At 68.2% G+C, this 18812-nt stretch carries 16 protein-coding genes; 4 read left to right on the plus strand and 12 right to left on the minus strand.

The features are described from left to right. Positions 1–137: 137 nt before the first annotated feature. The gene (locus tag KYX17_RS17420) at positions 138–1055 is read right to left on the minus strand and encodes a formylglycine-generating enzyme family protein (protein WP_308220909.1); all 918 of its coding nucleotides are present in this window, start codon (positions 1053–1055) and stop codon (positions 138–140) included. Between the two features lie 150 nt (positions 1056–1205). Between KYX17_RS17420 and KYX17_RS17425 the strand changes: the two genes are divergently transcribed. After that, on the plus strand, positions 1206–3530 hold the full coding sequence (locus tag KYX17_RS17425; RefSeq protein ID WP_243228227.1) for an arylsulfatase: 2325 nt from the start codon (positions 1206–1208) through the stop codon (positions 3528–3530). A gap of 73 nt (positions 3531–3603) precedes the next feature. Here KYX17_RS17425 and KYX17_RS17430 read toward each other — a convergent pair whose 3' ends face one another. Continuing rightward, positions 3604–4182 (minus strand): dihydrofolate reductase family protein, encoded by a 579-nt coding sequence (locus KYX17_RS17430; RefSeq protein WP_243228228.1) that lies wholly within the window; start codon positions 4180–4182, stop codon positions 3604–3606. Between the two features lie 72 nt (positions 4183–4254). Between KYX17_RS17430 and KYX17_RS17435 the strand changes: the two genes are divergently transcribed. Further along, the gene (locus KYX17_RS17435; protein ID WP_243228229.1) at positions 4255–4860 is read left to right on the plus strand and encodes a TetR/AcrR family transcriptional regulator; all 606 of its coding nucleotides are present in this window, start codon (positions 4255–4257) and stop codon (positions 4858–4860) included. Here KYX17_RS17435 and KYX17_RS17440 read toward each other — a convergent pair. The 3 genes from KYX17_RS17440 to KYX17_RS17450 all read right to left on the minus strand — a co-directional run bounded on the left by KYX17_RS17440 (position 4832) and on the right by KYX17_RS17450 (position 10083). After that, complete coding sequence (locus tag KYX17_RS17440) at positions 4832–6463, minus strand: fucose isomerase (protein WP_243228230.1); 1632 nt, start codon at positions 6461–6463, stop codon at positions 4832–4834. The genes KYX17_RS17435 and KYX17_RS17440 overlap by 29 nt on opposite strands. Beyond that, positions 6460–9006, minus strand: a complete 2547-nt coding sequence (locus KYX17_RS17445; RefSeq protein ID WP_243228231.1) for a GH116 family glycosyl-hydrolase — start codon at positions 9004–9006, stop codon at positions 6460–6462. The genes KYX17_RS17440 and KYX17_RS17445 overlap by 4 nt, the downstream gene beginning before the upstream one ends. Positions 9007–9099: 93 nt before the next feature. Further along, complete coding sequence (locus KYX17_RS17450; protein ID WP_243228232.1) at positions 9100–10083, minus strand: LacI family DNA-binding transcriptional regulator; 984 nt, start codon at positions 10081–10083, stop codon at positions 9100–9102. Positions 10084–10206: 123 nt separating this feature from the next. Between KYX17_RS17450 and KYX17_RS17455 the strand changes: the two genes are divergently transcribed. Continuing rightward, positions 10207–11337 carry a glycoside hydrolase family 172 protein gene (locus KYX17_RS17455; protein ID WP_243228233.1) on the plus strand — a complete coding sequence of 377 codons (1131 nt, stop codon included), beginning with the start codon at positions 10207–10209 and terminating at the stop codon, positions 11335–11337. A gap of 10 nt (positions 11338–11347) precedes the next feature. Further along, the gene (locus tag KYX17_RS17460; RefSeq protein WP_243228234.1) at positions 11348–12094 is read left to right on the plus strand and encodes an SDR family NAD(P)-dependent oxidoreductase; all 747 of its coding nucleotides are present in this window, start codon (positions 11348–11350) and stop codon (positions 12092–12094) included. Between the two features lie 6 nt (positions 12095–12100). On the opposite strand, the gene KYX17_RS17465 is transcribed toward KYX17_RS17460, so the two are convergent. The 7 genes from KYX17_RS17465 to KYX17_RS17495 are packed head-to-tail and all read right to left on the minus strand — an operon-like array spanning position 12101 to position 18631. Next, positions 12101–13252 carry a Gfo/Idh/MocA family protein gene (locus KYX17_RS17465; RefSeq protein ID WP_243228235.1) on the minus strand — a complete coding sequence of 384 codons (1152 nt, stop codon included), beginning with the start codon at positions 13250–13252 and terminating at the stop codon, positions 12101–12103. Further along, entirely contained in the window at positions 13249–13554 is a 306-nt protein-coding gene (locus KYX17_RS17470; RefSeq protein ID WP_243228236.1) for an EthD family reductase, read from the minus strand. Before KYX17_RS17470 ends, KYX17_RS17465 begins: the two co-directional genes overlap by 4 nt. A 24-nt stretch (positions 13555–13578) precedes the next feature. Beyond that, the gene (locus KYX17_RS17475; RefSeq protein ID WP_243228237.1) at positions 13579–14409 is read right to left on the minus strand and encodes a phosphoenolpyruvate hydrolase family protein; all 831 of its coding nucleotides are present in this window, start codon (positions 14407–14409) and stop codon (positions 13579–13581) included. A 4-nt stretch (positions 14410–14413) separates the two neighbouring features. Further along, positions 14414–15643, minus strand: a complete 1230-nt coding sequence (locus KYX17_RS17480) for a Tm-1-like ATP-binding domain-containing protein (RefSeq protein ID WP_243228238.1) — start codon at positions 15641–15643, stop codon at positions 14414–14416. Next, on the minus strand, positions 15640–16470 hold the full coding sequence (locus KYX17_RS17485; RefSeq protein WP_243228239.1) for a carbohydrate ABC transporter permease: 831 nt from the start codon (positions 16468–16470) through the stop codon (positions 15640–15642). Before KYX17_RS17485 ends, KYX17_RS17480 begins: the two co-directional genes overlap by 4 nt. Then, entirely contained in the window at positions 16467–17399 is a 933-nt protein-coding gene (locus KYX17_RS17490) for a carbohydrate ABC transporter permease (RefSeq protein ID WP_243228240.1), read from the minus strand. Before KYX17_RS17490 ends, KYX17_RS17485 begins: the two co-directional genes overlap by 4 nt. Further along, a complete protein-coding gene (locus KYX17_RS17495; RefSeq protein ID WP_243228241.1) occupies positions 17396–18631 on the minus strand; it encodes a sugar ABC transporter substrate-binding protein in 1236 nt (411 codons plus the stop codon). Before KYX17_RS17495 ends, KYX17_RS17490 begins: the two co-directional genes overlap by 4 nt. Positions 18632–18812: the final 181 nt, after the last annotated feature.

An 18812-nucleotide genomic window follows, 5' to 3' on the forward strand; every position in this document is an offset into this window, starting at 1 on the left:
TCCCTCCGCTCGTTGAGCGAGCGAAGCGAGTCGAAACGCGGTCTCGCCGAAGGGCATCGGTACGTCACCCGTTTCGACTCGGCCGGCTGCGCCGTCCTCGCTCAACGAACGAGGGGGGTCAGCTGCGCCGTCCTCGCTCAACGAACGGGAGCGTCGCGCGCGCAGCGGAAGCCGATGTGGCTCATCCCGGTGTCCTCCGCCTGCGGCGAGCGCGCCGCAGGCCGGAAACGCAGGCAGTAGTCCGGCGAGCACAGCTGCGATCCGCCCTTGAGCACGCGCCGAGGAATCGCCGGGAACCCCTCCTGGGCACTGGCCGCCGCGAGAAGGTTCGCGCGCTTGCCGGCGTCCACGGGCTTGTCAGACAGACGCAGGTGCCGCGGCGTGTAGTAGTCGCTCGTCCACTCCCAGACGTTGCCGATCATGTCGTACAGTCCGTATCCGTTGGCCGGATAGGAACCGACGGGCGCGGCATCCCCCACGCCCTGGTTGTCGTAGGGGAAGCGCCCCAGCCAGGAGTTGGCCTGGGCGACGCCGTTCGGATAGGGCTCGTCGCCCCAGGCGAACCTCGCCCCCTCCAGCCCGCCGCGGGCCGCGAACTCGTGCTCGGCCTCGGTGGGCAGGCGCAGTCCCGCCCACTCGGCGTAGGCCACGGCGTCTTCGAAGGCGATGTGCACGACGGGATGCTGCAGGCGATCGTCGATGGACGAGTCCGGCCCGAACGGCCGACGCCAGGATGCTCCGGGCTGCCAGCGCCACCAGTTGCGCCAATTGCGCAGATCGACGGGGCCGGACGTCGGAGTGAAGACCATCGACCCGGGAACGAGGTCGGCGGCATCGGCCCCCGGGAAGGCCGCCGGGTCGAGCTCGCGCTCGGCGACCGTGACGTAGCCGGTGGCGTCGACGAACGCGGCGTACTGCGCGTTGGTCACCTCGTACCGATCGATGAGGAACGGCGCGACCTCACGCTCGTGCACGGGGCGCTCGTCCGGGTAGAACTCGTCCGATCCCATGAGGAACGTGCCGCCGTCGATCAGGACCTGGTCGTGTGTCGTCACGGTCCCACCGTAGCCTCGCCGCAGGTCCGGGGCCCTGCAGTGATTTCTCCCTAACCCGATCCGGGTGAACCCCTGGTGCCCTCGAAGGCCTCGCAGTTAGCGTGAGACGCACGTGCGCGGTTCTGCGCGCCGGAGATCGGAGGGCAGCTGATGGCCAAGGAATTCGCTGGAAGGATCGCACTCGATGTTCGCGACTCGGTCGCGGACTGGGCGCCGTACGAGACGCCGCACGCGCCGGAGGGCGCGCCCAACATCCTGGTGATCCTCTACGACGACACGGGCATGGCATCGTGGTCGCCCTACGGCGGTCGCATCAACATGCCGACTCTCGACCGGCTCGCCGAGAACGGGCTCACCTACACCCAATGGCACACGACAGCCCTGTGCTCGCCCACGCGCTCGACGTTCCTCACGGGCCGTAACCATCACGCGAACGGGATGGGGAACATCATGGAGGGCACCAACGGGTTCCCCGGCTTCTCCGGTCAGATCCCCGAGGAATGCGCCACGATCGGCCAGATCCTCCAGAAGAACGGGTACTCGACGTTCTGGATCGGCAAGAACCACAACGTGCCCGAGCAGGACATCTCCACAGGCGGCAGCAAGCAGTACTGGCCTCTCTCGCAGGGCTTCGACCGCTTCTACGGCTTCCTCGGCGGCGAGACGAACAACTGGTACCCCGACCTCGTCGAGGACAATCACTTCATCGAGCCCCCGTACTCACCGGAGGACGGCTACCACCTCTCGAAGGACCTCGCCGACCAGACCATCCGGATGCTGCGCGATCAGAACGCCTCGAACCCGTCGAAGCCCTGGTACACGTGGTTCTGCCCCGGGGCGAATCACGCTCCGCACCATGCGCCGAAGGAGTACATCGACAAGTACAAGGGCGCGTTCGACGACGGCTACGACGCCTACCGCACCTGGGTGCTGGAGCGCATGATCGAGCGCGGCATCGTCCCGGAAGGGACGGCGCTCACGCCGTTCAATCCGATGCCCGAGGACCAGGCCAATGACGCCGACTACGTCAAGCCATGGGACTCGCTGTCGGATGACGAGAAGCGCCTGTTCAGCCGGATGGCCGAGGTGTTCGCCGGGTTCAGCGAGTACACCGACGCGCAGATCGGCCGGATCATCGACTACCTCGAGGAGACCGGGCAGCTCGAGAACACGCTCATCTTCTACTGCGCGGACAACGGCGCTTCCGGCGAAGGGTCTCCGGACGGGTCCGTCAACGAGAACAAGTTCTTCAACGGCTTCCCGGACGATCTGAAGGAGAACCTGGACAAGATCGGGGTCCTCGGCGGACCGGAGACGTACAACCACTACCCCACCGGATGGGCGGCGGCGTTCTCGACCCCGTTCCAGATGTTCAAGCGCTACTCGCAGTTCTCCGGCGGTACGTGCGATCCGATGATCGTCCATTGGCCGGCCGGGATCTCGGCCAAGGGCGAGGTGCGTCACCAGTACCATCACTCGACGGACATCGTCGCGACGATCCTCGACGTCATCGGCATCGAGATGCCGTCGACGTTCCGCGGGGTCGAGCAGCGACCGCTCGACGGCGTGTCGATGAAGTACTCCTTCGACGCGGCGCCGGACGGCCCCACCCACAAGACCGTGCAGTACTACGCCATGCTCGGCACCCGCGGCATCTGGAAGGACGGCTGGAAGGCCGCCGCCATCCACGCGCCGTTGACCGGACATGGACGTTTCGACGAGGACCGCTGGGAGCTGTACCACGTCGAGACCGACCGTTCGGAGTCGAAGGATCTCGCGGCCGAGCATCCGGAGAAGCTGCAGGAGCTCATCGACGCCTGGTTCGAGGAGGCGGAGAAGAATCACGTTCTGCCCCTGGACGACCGTTCGGCGCGGGACCAGCTCACGATCGATCGCCCGCAGGACGAGGCTCCGCGCACGAGGTACATCTATTACCCGGACACGACGGCTGTCGCCGAGAGCATCGCCGTCAACGTCCGCGGCCGCTCGTACAAGATCATCGCCGACGTCGACATCGAGGACGGCGCCGAAGGCGTGCTCTTCGCGCACGGATCGCGGTTCGGCGGCCATTCGCTGTTCATCAAGGACAACCGGCTGACCTATGTGTACAACTTCCTCGGCATCCCGCCGGAGCAGACGTTCACCTCGGGCGAGCTGACACCGGGCAAGCACGCGCTCGGGGTGGAGTTCATCCGCGACGGCGCCGGCGAGCACGGCGAGTCCCTGGGCACCGCGAAGCTCTATGTGGACGATCAGGTGGTCGCGGAGGGGCCGATGCGCGCTCAGGTCGGCAAGTTCACGCTGGCCGGTGACGGCCTGTGCATCGGGTATGACAGCGGCGACGCGGTCAGTGGACAGTACTCCGACGGCTTCCCGTTCACGGGAGGGAAGCTGCTCGGCGTCGGCATCGACGTGAGCGAAGAGCAGTACCTCGACCTCGAGCTGGAGGCCCAGGCGGCGCTCGCCCGCGAGTAGGCCGTCGACGCGAGAAGCGGGGCGGGGAGGTTTCGGCCTTCCCGCCCCGCTTCGCGTCCGTCGGAGCGCCTGCTCAGCGCGCGGTCCGGGGCCTCGCGTACTCGGCCAGCACCACTCCGGATTCGAAGGCGGTCGTCGCGGTGCGCTCGAGCGCAGCCGGAGCGTAGGCGCGCTTCCCGAACAGGGGGATGCCGTCGCCCACCAGCACCGGGTTGATCTTCAGCACGAGCCGGTCGATCTCGTCGGCCAGCGTCGCGGCGAGCGCACCGCCTCCGCAGAGCCAGATCCCGGCGCCCTCCTCGGCCTTGAGCTCGCGCACCGTCTCGACGGGGTCGCGGTCGGTGAACTCGACGCCGTCCACGGGCTCCGGTCCGCGGCTCGTGAAGACCACCTGGCGCAGATGCCGGTACGGGCTCGGCATCTGCGGGAGGCCGACGGCGTAGGTGTTCCATCCCATCAGGACGGTGTCGAACAGGTCGCCGTCGGTGGGGATGCCGAGGGCCTCGCTGAACGACGTCGGGATCGTCTGGTGGAACCGATCGTTGATGAGGTCCCGATGATCTCCTTCGGCGAGGAGGAAGTCGAACTCGCCGGCGGGTCCGGCGATGAAGCCGTCGAGGGTCACCGCCACGTAGTAGGTCAGTTCGCGCATAAGATCTCCAATCACAACAGGTGCAGTGGTTAGAGACTACAACAGGTGCAGTGGTTGCGCTAGTGTGCTGTCATGGCGAAGAACGAGGCACGGCGCGCGGCGCTGGCGGATGCCGGCATCGCCGTCCTGGCGAGCGAGGGATCGCGCGGGCTCACGCATCGCGCGATCGACGAGCGGGCGGGTGTGCCGATCGGGACGGCGTCCAACTACTTCCGAAGCCGCGAGGCGCTGATCGCCGGGCTGTTCGAGCGCATCGGCTCCCGCCTCGCGCCGACGCCGGAGGACCTCGAGCTCGCGGCCGCGCAGGAGCCCGGCCGCGAGCTGTTCGGCGAGTACCTCCGCGACATCGTGCGGCGCCTGTCGACGCAGCGCGAGGTCACGCTGGCTCTGTTCGAACTGCGTCTGGAGTCGGCGCGCCGCCCCGAGCTCGCCGACACCATGTCGGCGTGGCTGCGCACGGGCTTCGCCGCCGACGTCGCGTTCAACGAGGCGGCCGGCCTTCCCGGCGGTGCACGCGAGATCGCCCTGTTCCATTACGCGATCGACGGGCTGCTGCTCGACCGCCTCACCTCGTCGATCGATCCGGGCACCTCGACGGACGACATCGTCGACGCCCTGGTGGACGGCCTGCTGCCGGTCGCGTCGGATGTCAGATCGCGACGTCTCCCACGAGGTTGACCCGGATCCCCATGCCGGCGAACATCGCCGCCTTCGCGATGAGCGCCTTGTCGGCGGTGGCGGCATCCGGAGCGTAGACGAGCTGCGCGTGGTTGGCCTTGTGGCGGGCCATGAACTGATCGCGGCTCTGACCGTGCAGCACGACGTGCGCGATGGGCCACTCCGGGTTCGTGGCGTCCTTGCGGCGCTGCGTCTCCTCCTCCGGCAGCTCGATCACCGAGCCGCGGAACACGTCGGCCTGCAGCACGCCGTCGGCGATGAAGACGCGCGACAGCACGACCTCACCCGGCTTCGACACCCCGTTGATCGTGGCTCCGCCGGCGGGGAAGAACACGTGCCCCTGACGCCATCCCTCGGCCTTGTCCCATCCGCCGAGATGCGAGGCCGGCACCGAGCCGGAGATCTCGTAGACCCAGACGAACCGCCCGTCGTACTCCTCGCCCCACCGCACGTCGTGCAGCGTGTTGTCCGGCACGAGGCCCATGGCGCGCCACACCCGGTCGGTGACCAGTGCGTCGACCGCGACGCCCTCGTCCGCCTCGTTGAAGTGCGGAAACGCGCGCCCGTCGTGCAGCACGCGGGAGCCGTCGCGCGAGGTCACCGGAGGACGCTCGGTCGAGTTCAGGATGCCTTCGGCGAGGTCGGATGCCGGGACGAGGTCCTTCAACCCCTGCTGGTACTGGATGCCCACGGCGTCCAGGCCGAAGTCGTCCGCGATGCGCAGCGCCGCGATGTACATCTTCAGCTGCCATTGCACCTGGTCGCGGGTGAGCTCGGTCGCGGCGTCCGTCCCGTATCGGAAGGTCATGCCGCGGTCGATGAGCCAGTCGTAGGCGGCGTCGGCCTCGGCATCCGTGACGTTCAGCATCTCGGCGTAGAGCGCCGACTGCGACAGGCGCTCCTTGTAGATGCCGGTACGGTTGAGCAGCTCGTCATCGAAGATCGCGTTGTACATGCCCATGCAGCCTTCGTCGAACACGCCGATGATCGCCTTGTCGGCCAGGAGCTCGGCGGCCAGCGCCTCGCCGAGCTCCTTCTCCGGGGAGTCGGGCAGCGCGGGCAACGCGCGCACGTGGGAGGCGTCATGTGTGATGGTGCCGGTCTCGGTCCATTCGCGCAGGCCCTGCGTGAACCAGTCATCGGTGAAGTCGACCGACCAGATCGTCGAGTAGGGCTTGCCCATCTTCGTCAGGCCCGCGTTGAGGCCGAGGAGCCCCACGAGGCCCGGCCAGTCCGGCGCGAAGTTCGCCGTCGTGAGGATGGGGCCCTGGTGCGTGCGCAGGCCCGCGAGCACGTGGTGCGAGTACTGCCAGTTGGCGGTGGCGACGACGAGCGGTGCGTCGACGGGGATGTTCTTGAAGACCTCCATGCCCATCCGCTGGCTCGAGATGTAGCCGTGGCCGGTGGCGGGGTCGACTCCGAACGGGCGGATGACGGTCCAGCCCAGGTCCTCGAAGGCGCGGGTCACGGCGGCCTCGGTCGCCTCCTGCACGGGCCAGCCGGCGACGTTCGCGGACTCGCGCAGATCGCCCGAGGTGATGAGGTAGGCGGTCTGCGGGGCGGATGCCGGGCGGGTCGCCGGGGCCGGAAGGGTGTAGCTCATGATGGTTCTCCGTTGTGGGTGATGGTCAGTGAAGCGGTGCGCGGATCGCCGGCCGCCAGGCGGATGCCGCGGGTGACGGGCTCTCCGCGGAGCTCGAGGCGATCGAGGTCGAGTCCGCCGCCGAGCACGCGCAGGGTGATCTCGCGGTCGTCGACCTCGACCGTTCCCCATCCGGTGCCCGTCGTGAACAGGGATCGGAAAGGGCCGGGTCCGACCGGAGCGAAGCCCAGGGCCTTCGACGGTGCATCCCACTGCGCGCCCGAGGCGCCGAGCAGGAGCGCCCAGGACGCCAGTGATCGCGCATAGTGATTGCCGCATTCGATCTCGTTCCAGGGACTCCGGTGCGCACCGTCGTACCGCGCGCGCAGGGATCGTTCGATCGTCAGCGCGTCGGCTTCGCGTCCGGCGAAGAGCAGGGATGCCGCGACCTGATGCTCGACGCCCGTCCACACCTCGTCCGAATAGACGAAGGGGATGGCGGGGCGCCCGCCGTGCGGCCAGGAGGCGAGCAGCAGACCGCCCTCGTCGTTCAGCGCGTAGACGCGCTGCGTGCTCTCGTGCCGGGTGAGGTCGGCGCGATGGTTGTGCGCGACGATCGCGGCGAGCGCCGATCCGACGCGCTCGGGCGGGAGCAGATGCCCCAGCCCGTTGACGAAGGCGTGGAACTGACCGAGCAGCTGGTCGGAGAGCACGCCGTCGCCGTACTGATAGCGATGCTCGTCCGGGTCGGCGATGACCTGGCGGTAGTACTCGCCGTTCCAGAGCTTCGCATCCATGGCCGCGGCGACGCGGTCGGCTCGCGCGGACCATGCCGTCGCACGATCGGGGTCCCCGAGATGCTCGGCCATTCGCACGCCCGCGCGCAGCGCGGCCAGGAGCATGCCGTTGGCGAGGGGCTCGGTGCCGTGGAACTCGATGTCGTAGGTGTTGTGCAGTTCACCGTCCAGGAGACCGTCGCCGTCACGATCCCAGACCCGCGCGGCGTAGTCCAGCGATCGGGCCGCAGCCGGCCACAGCTCGCGCAGGAACGCGTCGTCCCCGCTGAAACGCCATTCCCGATGCAGCCGCAGGAAGGTTCCGAGCTGGCCGTCGACGGCGGGACCCATGAACCAGGCGGGGCCGCCGAAGATCCGGTTCCCGCGGAACTTCTGCGCCCCGTCCTCACCGGTCTCGAGCAGGAACTCCGCGCGCCGGGCGCTGCGTTCAAGTGACGGGAAGAGCCAGGCGACGGTCTGCGCGTACGACCACACGTGGGTGCAGGTCCCCTCGCACGACCCCGCGTGATCGAAGGAGCCCTCCCAGGCCGCGAACACGGGGCCCTCGCCGAGTTCCGGCGTCGGCGACTCCGCGATGAAGCACGTCGTCGACCGGGCGGCGGCGATGTTCGCTCCGACCGCGTCCGCGAGCACCGGGTCGAGGGTGCCGCCGTAGAGGGCCTCGACGAAGGCATCCGTCGCGGCTTCGAGACGCGGCAGCTCGCGGTGCAGGTATGCGGCGGCCGTCCAGGCATCCGGCCAGAGGGTCGCGTAGTGGTTCTTCACGACTTCGTCGGCGTGCGGATCCTGGAAGACGATGTGCCCCTTCCAGCCGCGCACCCGGTTCGGGAAGCTCCAGGACAGCACGAAGGCGAAGTCGCGGCTCTCGCCGGGCTCGAGCGCGTGCACGATGCCGAGCGAGCCGGTGCGCACCCGCGGGAGCTTCTCGAGCATCTGCTCCTCGGTCAGCGTCCCCTGCCCCTCCCCATCGAGTTCGGCGAACAGCCCGCGCGGGCGGTCCTCGAGGGTCAGCCGCGGTTCCGGGCTCAGCAGCCCGTCGTCCACGAGATCGTTCCAGAACAGACGCGCGCCGTCCGGCCAGTAGCTCGTCACCCACTGCGGCTTGACGGTGACCGAGGCATCCGTGGTCGTGAGACTCAGCGTGCCGTAGCCCGGGTCGTCTTCGGGCAGGTCGATCCCGAAGTCGAGGCCCCGGATCTCGCCCTCCTCGCGCTCTCGCACGGTCTGCATGGCGCGCATGCCCCAGGGGCCGTCGCCGCGGCCGGCGGTGTGCGAGACGCTCCCGACCACCGTGACGGCGACGGGGACGTCCTGGGTGTTGGTGACGCGGTAGCGCAGGACCGCGGCGGGGATGCCGGAGGAGTCGGGGTCCAGCGGCACGAGCGGGGTGAACGCCCGCAGCGAGACGTCGACCGGCAGATCGTCGTCGGCGAAGTCGATGTCGACGATCGGGTACTCCCCGTGCAGCGTCGCAGAGGCCAGCCGGGGAAGACCGGCGAGGCGGTCGAAGGGATATCCGGCATCCGCGTCGTGCCGGCCCGTCGCGCGCGCCTCCAGCACCCGGGTGACCGATGTCCCGCCCTCGGGGCGCGCATGGATCGCGAAGAAGGAGTACGGGTTGTGGCGCCCCTTGTCGGGGAGGTTCTCGAACTCCCAGTCCCGGAGTTCGCCACGGGCGCCGAGCGAGACGTTGCCCGTGCCGATCCCGCCCAGCGGGAAGGCCGTGCTCTCGGACGTGTGCGGGATGCCGCGTGCCCGTCTGGCCATGCCCACTCCTCCTCGATCCCGGGTACCCCGCCACTGTACGCGAAATCGATTTCAAGCCGCAAGCGATGCGGCTGAGGGGTGCGCCGTGACCGCTCAGCGGACGGCGCTGGCGGCCTGGAGCTCGTTGCGCAGCACCACGGTGCGCGCCGGCTGCTCGTCGCCATGGATGCGCTCCAGCAGCATCTTGGCGGCGGTCACGCCCATGTGCCTGGCCGGGAGCCGCACGACCGTGACCGCTGTGGGGGACAGGGTCGTGAAGGGAAGGGAGCCGATCACCGCGACGCCGAGCTTCGGCGGGGTCAGACCATGCTCGGTGAGCACCTGGATGGCGCCCACGCCGATGAGGTTGTTGCCGGCCACGACCGCATCCGGGGGCTCGGGGAGCGCCAGGAGCTCCTCCATCGCCGCGCGCCCGCCGTCGACGCGGAAGGTGGCGAAGCGCAGGAGCTCGTCGATCGGAGCGTCCGGCTGCGCCGTCGACAGAGCGTCGCGCCATCCCGCCGCCCGTTCCGCGGCCGTGTCGATGTGCTCGGGGCCGCCGATGTAGGCGATGCGACGATATCCGGCCGAGAGCAGCGCCTCGGTCGCCGAGGCACCGGCCGCGCGGTTGGCCATCACGACGCCGTCGATGTCATAGGAGGTGCTGCGGTCGACCGCGACGACGGGTCGCCCTGTCCCGAGGATCTCGTCGAGGCTGCTCTGCTCGGAAGCCGTCGCGATGATGACACCGGACATGTGCTCGGCGATCGCGATCTGCAGATAGGTGGATTCCTTGTCGAGCTGCGCATCCGAGTTGCACAGGACCACCGAGTACCCGGCCTCCGAGGCGACGTCCTCGACGCCCCTCGCCATCTCGGTGAAGTACGGGTTCTCGATGTCGGGGATGATCAGGCCGATGACCTCGCTGCTCTGCCGCCGCAGGGTCCGCGCCGTGCGATTCGGCGTGAACTTCAGCTGCCTCGCCGCCTTGCGCACGGCGTCGGCCTTGGGAGCGGACACGCTCGTGCCGTTGAAGACGCGCGACACCGTCGCGGGGGACACCCCCGCGAGCTGCGCGACATCGTAGATCGTGGCCATCTGCACCTTCCCCCGAACCGGCAGGGCCACACTATCGCGATGCCGGCACGGTGGCGAGAGTTTCTGAAATCGATTACATTGATCGGAACGCCTCGACATGACACACAAGGACGTGAATCAGCCATGGCCAACGCCAACGACCTCTCCTCGGTTTCAGCTCTGCGCACCGTGCAGACGCGATCCATCTCCCCCGAGAACTTCGACGGCTCGCCGGGGGGCGGCGGACGCGCGACCGAGGGGACAGGAGCGTCCTGCGCGCGCGATCTCGGACCGGGGTGGAAGATCTCGCCCAGCGTGGACGTCAAGGCCGGCGAGACCTTCGAGCTTGCGAACATCCCGGGCGCCGGGAAGATCACGCACATCTGGATCACCACGCACACCGACAACTGGCGGACGCTCCTGCTTCGGGCGTACTGGGACGGCGCCGAGGAACCGGCCGTCGAAGTGCCCTACGGAGACTTCTTCTGCAACGGCTGGGGCGTGTTCGCCCAGGTCGACTCGCAGGCGATCGCGGCGAACCCGCACGGCGGGTTCAACTCGTACTGGCCGATGCCGTTCCGCGAGGGGGCGCGCCTCACGCTCGAGAACACCTCGGTGGTCGACGTGCGGGTGTACTACCAGGTGACGTACGAGATCGGCGGGGACTACTCGGACCAGGCGTACTTCCACGCGCAGTGGCGGCGATCGAACCCGTTGGAGGATCGCACACCCCACGTCATCCTCGAGGGCATCGAGGGGCAGGGGCAGTACGTCGGCACCTACCTCGCGTGGGGCGTGAACGCGAACGGCTGGTGGGGCGAGGGCGAGATCAAGTTCTATCTGGACGACGACACCGACTACCCCACCATCTGCGGCACGGGCACCGAGGACTACTTCGGCGGCGCCTGGAACTTCGACATCCCCGGACAGGGATACACCGCGTACTCGACGCCGTACCTCGGGATGCCGCAGGTGATCCGCCCTGACGGGTTGTACGTGTCCCAGCAGCGCTTCGGGATGTACCGCTGGCACCTGCTGGATCCGATCCACTTCTCCACCGGCATCCCCAAGGTGGACATCCAGGCACTCGGGTGGCGCAGCGGATGGCGCTACCTGCCGCTGCGCGACGACATCGCCTCCACGGCCATGTTCTATCTCGACCGGCCGACAGCCCGGCGACCGAAGACGCCGAGCGCCGACGACCTGGAGGTGCACCTGGGGACCGCCCCGGTTCCGGACATCGGCGCGACGCCGCCGCGTGCGCCGCAGGAGTGAGGAGACCCGCATGACGTCCGCCAACTATCGCGACCTTGCCGGCAAACTCGTCGTCATCACGGGCGGAGGACGCGGAATCGGCCTGGCGACGGCCCGCCGCTTCCTCGAGCAGGGTTGCCGTGTCGTCGTGCTCGACCTGGAGATGACGGATACCGACCTCGACGCCGTCTTCCTCCGGGTCGATGTGACGGATGCCGGGGCCGTGGAGTCCGCGGCATCCGATGTCGTCGCCCGATTCGGCACCCCCGACGTCGTGCTCAACGCGGCGGGGATCGTGCGCTCGGCGAGCGCCGAGGACATGTCCGCCGCCGACTGGCGGCAGGTCGTGGACATCGACCTGTCAGGCACCTTCTTCGTCTGCCAGGCCTTCGGCCGGCGGATGCTGGAGGCCGGCCGCGGCGCCATCGTGAACATCGCCTCGATGAGCGGCACCGTGAGCAACTTCCCGCAGAAGCAGGTGAGCTACAACGCGGCCAAGGCCGGTGTCGTGCACCTGACGAAGACACTCGCCGGGGAATGGGCCGACCGCGGCGTGCGCGTGAACTCCGTGTCGCCGGGATACATCGCCACGGATCTCACCGCCGCGCTGCTCGAGCGCGAGCCCGAGCTCGGCGTCATCTGGCGCGAGCGGACGCCGATGGGGCGGCTGGGCACGCCGGACGAGGTGGCGTCGGTGATCCTGTTCCTCGCCTCCGACGCCTCCAGCCTCATGACGGGTTCCGACGTGATCGCGGACGGCGGGTACACGGTCTGGTGACGACCGTCACCGTCCTCGCCGCGACTCGTAATCGGGGACGTCGATCGGCTTCCCTCTGTTCATAGCCGACTCATGCGCGCAGATGCCGGGGGCGGTCCATGCCGCGGCGCGGTACACATCGACGGTCGGCGGTCGTTGCTCCAGGATGCTGGTCACGAACTCGTGCACGAGATGGGGATGAGAGCCGCCGTGATGCGCACCCACCGCGACCGGTTCGGGCATCCCCTCGAACTGCACCGTACTCGGCCGCACGAAGCCGCGCAGCGGCACGGGCAGCCGCTCCGTCTCCTCGGGAGCCTCGACCTCGCTCGCCGCGACGCGATTGCCGCGTCCGCCTTCGTCAGGGCTCGTCATGTCGAACACCGTCAGGGGGCCCTCGTTGTCGATGGGCCATTCCACACCGCGATGCTCGCCGTACAGGCTGAACCCCTCGACATAACTGCGCGCCGTCTGGAAGAACGCCATCGTGATGTCCACGAGGACGTCGCTGTCGCGCAGCGTGAACAGGCCGACCTCTGCGGGAAACGGGTTGTCGAACCCGCCGGTGCGCCGATGCTCCGCGAGCGTACCGGCGCCGCGGGCGGAGACCGAGGCGACCGAGGTCTGCTCGAGGGCGAGGATCGGCGCCAGCGCATGCGTGAGGTAGAGCATCGGCGGGTAACCCTGCCAGTAGGAGGGGAAGCCGTCGAGGTTCTGGATGTGGAATCCGCGATAGAGCGTGAGCGCACCGAACTCGCCGCGCCCGATCATGCCTTGCACGGCGAAGTACTCGCGGGCGAAGACCGTGGTCTCCATCATCATGTAGGTGCGGCCAGAGCGCTCCTTCGCCGCGATGATGCGCTCCAGGTCGTCCAGGCTCGTCGCCATCGGCACGGCGCAGCCCACATGCTTGCCGGCACCCAGAGCGGCCACGACCATGTCGGTGTGCAGGAACACCGGCGTGAGGATATGCACGGCGTCCACGTCGGGATCGAGGAGCGCCTCGTCGAGCGAGTCGTATCCCTCGTCGAGTCCGTAGGCGGCCGCCAGGGAACGGCGGCGGTCCGCGGCCGAGTCCACCAGCACGACTCGGCCGACTCCGGGGTGGCTGAGATAGATCGGGACGAAGTCGGAACCGAACCCGAGACCGACCACGGCGACTGTGAGCTGCGTCGTCATGACAGCTCCACCTGCTCTTCGTATCCGGTGAGGAACGCGACCGGGGCGGTCACGAAGTTCTCCAGGTCCTGGTTCGCGGCCTGCCCCTCCGGCGAGGCGAGCATGGCGTCCATGGTGGCCTTGTCCCCGGTGTACAGCTCGGCGATCAGGCAGGCGTCGCTGGCCGGATCGTCGATCCAGACCAGGTTCCAGCCGGCGAGTCCCTGCATCCTCCGCGCCAGGGGGATATGCACCTCGTCGTAGTAGCGACGGAACTCCGCGACGTCGTCGGGGCGGCTGTAGACGATGGTCATGCGGTACATGTGCTGACTCCTTTCGGCCGCTTGTCAGGCCGACAGCGGGATGCGGGTGTACGAACGCATGTGATCGACCATGGCGACCTCGGTGGGCATGCGCTCCATGCTGGACGCCCCCAGGAAGCCCTGGACGCCGGGAACGGTCCGGATGATCTCGGCGGCCTCGTCCGGGCCGTAGATCGGGCCGCCGTGCGCGACCACGATGACGTCGGGGTTCTCGGCCCTGGCGGCGTCGCGCAGGATCGCGATCTTCTCCTTGCACTCGTCCATCGTCAGCGCCGTCTGCGCGCCGATCATTCCGGCCGTCGTCAGGCCCATGTGGGGGACGACGACGTCCGCTCCGGCCGCCGCCATCGCCGCGGCCTCCTCGGGATTGGCCACGTAGCTGGCCGTGAAGAGCTCACGCTCGTGCGCGAGGCGGATCAGCTCGACCTCCTTGTAGAACCCGAGACCGGTCTCCTCGAGATTGGCACGGATGATGCCGTCGAACAGGCAGACCGTCGGATAGTTCTGAACACCGGAGAATCCGGCGGCCTTCACCTGGTCGAGGAACTGCGGCATCAGGCGGAACGGGTCCGTGCCGCAAACGCCCGCGACGACGGGGATCTCAGTCGCGACGGGGAGGACTTCGGCGCCCATTTCCATGACGATCGCGTTGGCGTCGCCGTAGGGCATCAGCCCCGCCATCGAGCTGCGCCCGGCCATCCGGTAGCGGCCCGAGTTGTAGACGACGATGAAGTCGAGTCCCGCCTCCTGCGAGCACTTCGCAGAGAGCCCTGTTCCGGCCCCGCCGCCGATGATCGGGCGGCCCTCCTGGATCTTCTGGCGCATCGAGGCGAGGATCTGTGTACGTGCGGGCATGGCGTCAGCCTTTCTTGTGGGGTGTGCGGATGCCCTGCAGTGCCGAATGCACCGCTGCGGCGAAGGCCGGGGCGTTGATGTCGAGGTCGTGGATGACCACGGGGATGGTGGGCGAGAGAGCGCCCCGCAGGCCGTCGATGAAAGCAGCGTCCGCCACGGGGTCATGAAACGGCGCCCCCTCGACGGCGATCTGCGAGAAGCCCAGGGCGGGGATGTGCACCTCGACCGGCCCCGCGGCGGCGTTCAGGCGCTCCGCCATGGTCCTGCCGAGGACGGCGTTCTCCTCCGCGCTCGTGCGCATCAGCGTCACGGATGGATTGTGCTCGAGCAGCAGGCGATCAGCGAACCACGCCGGCACTGTGCCGCGCGCGCCGAAGTTTGCCATGTCCATGGCGCCGGGGCTCACGATCTGCGGGATGCCGACGAGCGCGGCTGCCGTGAGCCGATCAGGTCCCGCCGAGCAGACGCCGCCGAGCAGCTCGTCGGCGAGCTCGGTGGTGGTGAGGTCGGCGACGGCGTCGAAGGCCCCGGCGCGGATCAGCGCCTCGAAGCTGCGGCCGCCAGTGCCGGTGGCATGGAACACCTGCACTTCGGCGCCGTCCGCTTCGAGCTTCTCCTGCACAGCGTTGACGCAGCCGGTCGTGACGCCGAACATCGTGGCGCCGATCACGGGGATTCGGCCGTCGCGCGGCGGCACGGGGACTGCCTGCAGGATGCCGATGAGGGCGTCCGCCGCACGTGCCAGGACCGGGATGCTCACGGAGTTGAGACCGGCGATGTCGACGACGGGGTACATCATCATCAGATCCGAGGTACCGACGTACGGACGCGTGTCACCGGCGACGATCGTCGACACCAGGAGCTTAGGCACTCCGATCGGCAGGGCGCCGGCGACGCGACTCATCACGAAGCCGGCGTTCGACCCGCCGATCGCGAGCACCGCGGAGACCAGGCCCCGCGCGTGGCGATCGGAGACGATCCGAGCGGCGCCGGCAGCCATCACTTGCATGGCGTGGTTGCGATCCGGGCGATCCTGCAGGTCGCCAAGCAGCTCCCCGCCGGCATCCGCGACCGCGGTTCTGTCGACCTCCGCCTCGAGCTGCGGGCGATCGAGCACCCCAGTGTCCACGAGGATGACCGGCAGCCCTGCCGCTCGCAGGCGGTCGCGCAGGAAACCGTACTCGACGCCCTTCGTGTCCAGCGCGCCGACGAGGTGGACGGCGGGGGCGGTCATTTCACTGCCCCGAGCGTCAGGCCGTTGATCAACTGCTTCTGCGAGACGATGAACACGATCAGCAGCGGCAGGGACGTGATCACGGCCAATGCCATCAGGCTGTTCCAATTGGCGGCGTAGGTGGTGTTCTGCGACGCGAGCAGACCGCTCACCGGCAGGACAGTGCCCTGCGGAAGGAAATTGATCGCGTAGACGAACTCTCCCCATGCCCCGATGAACACCACGCTCATCAGCGTGAAGATGCCGTTGCCCATCATCGGCACCGTGATCGACCGGAAGGTGCGCCACGTGCCGGCGCCGTCGATCTCGGCCGCCTCGTAGATGGCACGCGGGACGGACTGCGCGAACGGGCGCAGAATCATGATCGCGAACGGCAGCATCATCGCGATGTCGGCGAGGATGAGTCCGCCGAGGGATCCCAGCAGTCCCCAGTTCGCCAGGACGCTGTACAGCGGGATCACCGTCATCGGCTGCGGGATCATCTGCAGGATCAACAGCACGGCCAGGACGATCGCGATCGTGCGCGCCACCCAGATGTTCGCGCGCTTCGCGAGGGCGTACGCGGCGGGAACGGCCAGGATGACCACGGCCGCCGTGACCAGGACCGCGATCTGCACGGACGTCACGATGGCGCCCAGGCTCGTCGAGAACAGCTCCGTGTACGCGTCGAACGTCGGGATGAACAGCAGCCCGTTCGGGTCCTGCAGGATGGCCGCGTTGTCCTTCAGGGACGTCAGGACGATCCAGAGCAAAGGGATCAGGTAGAGCAGGATGAGCACGACTTTGAGGATGGCGAAGCTCACACGCTGGGTCCGGCTGATGATCATTCGTCTTCCTCCTTTTGGATTCCGCGGACGTAGGGGACGGCGAAGGCCACAACGATGATCATCGACAGCACGGCGACGGTCGCGCCCGTGCTCATGTCGAAGGCGCTGAACGCCTGCAGGTAGGCCATGACCGGCAGGGTGTTGGTGGCGGTGCCCGGGCCGCCGGATGTCATGACGTAGAAGAAGTCGAAGGTCTTGAAGGAGTTGATCAGGGTGAGGATCCCAAGGATCCACATCGTGGGGCGCAGCAACGGCATGACGATGCGTGCCTGCGTGCGCCAGAAGCCCGCGCCGTCGATCGCGGCGGCTTCGAGGACGTCGGCCGAGATGGCGAGCAGTCCGCCGCGCAGGATCAGCGCGGAGAACGGCAGGGCGGACCAGGCGATCACCCCCGCGACCGACCACAGGGCGAGCGTCGGCGAGCTGAGCCACGGCACGGCGCCGAGCCCGAGCGCCCCCAGGACCGCGTTGACGGAGCCGGAGTCGTCCAGCATGAACTTCCAGACGCTGCCGCTGACCAGGGCGGGCAGCGCCCAGACGAAGACCATGATGCTGAGGGTTATGGCGGTCAGCCGACCGGATGAGGCCAGGATCGTCGCCGCGATGAACCCGAGCAGCAGGTTCGAGACCAGAAGGATCGCGCTCAGCAGGAGGGTGCGCCACAGGGCGTCCCAGAAGGAGGGGTCCTGCAGCGTTGCCGCGAAGTTCGCGCCGCCCACCCAGTCCCACTCCCCGATGATGTTGCTGGGCCCGACGTCGCTGAACGACATCCGGAACAGCACGACCATCGGGTAGAGCGCGAGGGCGACGAGCAGGACGGCCGCGGGGAGCCCGAACCCGAGCGCCCCGAACCGTCCGCGCGATCGTCCGTGGTAGCCACGGCGGCCCTGCTGACCCAGGACCACCGCCGCAGTCGTGTCACCGCTCATGAGCAGGTGCCACCACCCTTCTCCATCGCGGCCGAGATGTCGTCGATCGCGGCATCCGTCGCCTCGGCGGCCGTGCTCTGACCCGAGATCACCGAGCTGACCGCCGTACCGAGCGCCTTCTGCATCGCGGAGGTCTCGGGGTTGTTGGGCCAGTTCGCGGTCGCCTGCGCCGCGGTGACGAACGGCTGCACGAACGGGTCCGCGGCGACGGCCTCGGACCCGGCAGCGCCCGAGTTCAGCGGGATGGAGCCGGCGAACTCGAAGACGCTCTCGCCGCCCTGCTGCGACATGATCATCTGCTCGACGAACTCCCAAGCCAGATCGGGATTCTTGCTCTTCGATCCGATGGCGAATCCCTCGCCGCCCGGAAACACCTGGCTGACGCCGCCCTCGGGAGCCGGGAACTGGGTGGTGCCGTACTCGAACGCGGCATCCTTGACGTTGCCGAGCTGCCAGTTGCCGTTCAGCCCGAACGCGTACTTGCCTGTCATGAACTGCTGCCACGAGGCGTTCTGGTCCCAGGTCGCCGCCGCCTGCGGAAGCAGGCCCTCCTCACGCCACTGGGCCACGCGGTCGAAGGCGCCGCCGACGATGTCGGCGTTGTCGGCGAGGTTGCAGTAGTCCACGCCGAGACCGAGGAACTGCGGAGCGAACAGCCACGCGCCTTCGACCGATGCCGCGCCCGAGAGCGCCACCCCCTGGTACTCGCCGCCTGCTGCCACCGTCTCCATTGCTGCGGTGAGCTCGTCGAGCGTCTCGGGGACGGCGATCCCGTACTCGTCGAGGATGTCCTTGTTGTAGTACATCCCGAGCAGGTTGGTGTACGACATGAGGTTGTAGACCTTGTCGTCACTGCGCCAGGCGGCGTTGTCCGGGAACTCGGATGCCGCGTCGAAGTCGTCCCAGTAATCCGTGAGGTCGAGCATCACGCCGCCTGCCACGAGCGTGGGGAAGTCGACGACGATGTTGTTGATGAACAGGTCCGGCGTCGAGTCGGTGGCGACGCTGGCGAGCAGCTTCTGATCGTGCTGACTGCCGACGGTCTGGACGAGGTTGACGGTCACGCCGGGATGCTCGTCTTCGAAAGTGGCCGCCTGCTCCTTGAGCCAGTCGAGCTGGGTACCGCTGTAGTAGTTCCAGAAGGTCAACGTGGTCTCGCCGCCACCGCCGCCCTCTTGGATCGCGCAACCGCTGGCGACGACGGCCAGGCCGGCGATCGCGGCGACTGCCACGGTTCGAGTGAGTCTGCGTGAGGAAAACATGATGCCCCCTTGCATCGGGATGTGACCGTTACGTCGGGCCGGATCGCCCGCGATCAGGCTATGTCACATTATGTTGATCGTCAACATATTTATGTTGGGCAACTTCGTTAAGCTGAGAGCTCATCGTCTTCGTGCTGTGAGTACGATCGGG

It is taken from the genome of Microbacterium sp. CIAB417 (assembly GCF_022788845.1).

Coding starts and splice junctions, on each gene's coding strand:
- KYX17_RS17465 (WP_243228235.1), bottom strand. CDS start 13,252: ATGACGACGCAGCTCACAGTCGCCGTGGTCGGTCTCGGGTTCGGTTCC.
- KYX17_RS17460 (WP_243228234.1), top strand. CDS start 11,348: ATGACGTCCGCCAACTATCGCGACCTTGCCGGCAAACTCGTCGTCATC.
- KYX17_RS17470 (WP_243228236.1), bottom strand. CDS start 13,554: ATGTACCGCATGACCATCGTCTACAGCCGCCCCGACGACGTCGCGGAG.
- KYX17_RS17425 (WP_243228227.1), top strand. CDS start 1,206: ATGGCCAAGGAATTCGCTGGAAGGATCGCACTCGATGTTCGCGACTCG.
- KYX17_RS17475 (WP_243228237.1), bottom strand. CDS start 14,409: ATGCCCGCACGTACACAGATCCTCGCCTCGATGCGCCAGAAGATCCAG.
- KYX17_RS17450 (WP_243228232.1), bottom strand. CDS start 10,083: ATGGCCACGATCTACGATGTCGCGCAGCTCGCGGGGGTGTCCCCCGCG.
- KYX17_RS17435 (WP_243228229.1), top strand. CDS start 4,255: ATGGCGAAGAACGAGGCACGGCGCGCGGCGCTGGCGGATGCCGGCATC.
- KYX17_RS17455 (WP_243228233.1), top strand. CDS start 10,207: ATGGCCAACGCCAACGACCTCTCCTCGGTTTCAGCTCTGCGCACCGTG.
- KYX17_RS17490 (WP_243228240.1), bottom strand. CDS start 17,399: ATGAGCGGTGACACGACTGCGGCGGTGGTCCTGGGTCAGCAGGGCCGC.
- KYX17_RS17485 (WP_243228239.1), bottom strand. CDS start 16,470: ATGATCATCAGCCGGACCCAGCGTGTGAGCTTCGCCATCCTCAAAGTC.
- KYX17_RS17445 (WP_243228231.1), bottom strand. CDS start 9,006: ATGGCCAGACGGGCACGCGGCATCCCGCACACGTCCGAGAGCACGGCC.
- KYX17_RS17440 (WP_243228230.1), bottom strand. CDS start 6,463: ATGAGCTACACCCTTCCGGCCCCGGCGACCCGCCCGGCATCCGCCCCG.
- KYX17_RS17480 (WP_243228238.1), bottom strand. CDS start 15,643: ATGACCGCCCCCGCCGTCCACCTCGTCGGCGCGCTGGACACGAAGGGC.
- KYX17_RS17430 (WP_243228228.1), bottom strand. CDS start 4,182: ATGCGCGAACTGACCTACTACGTGGCGGTGACCCTCGACGGCTTCATC.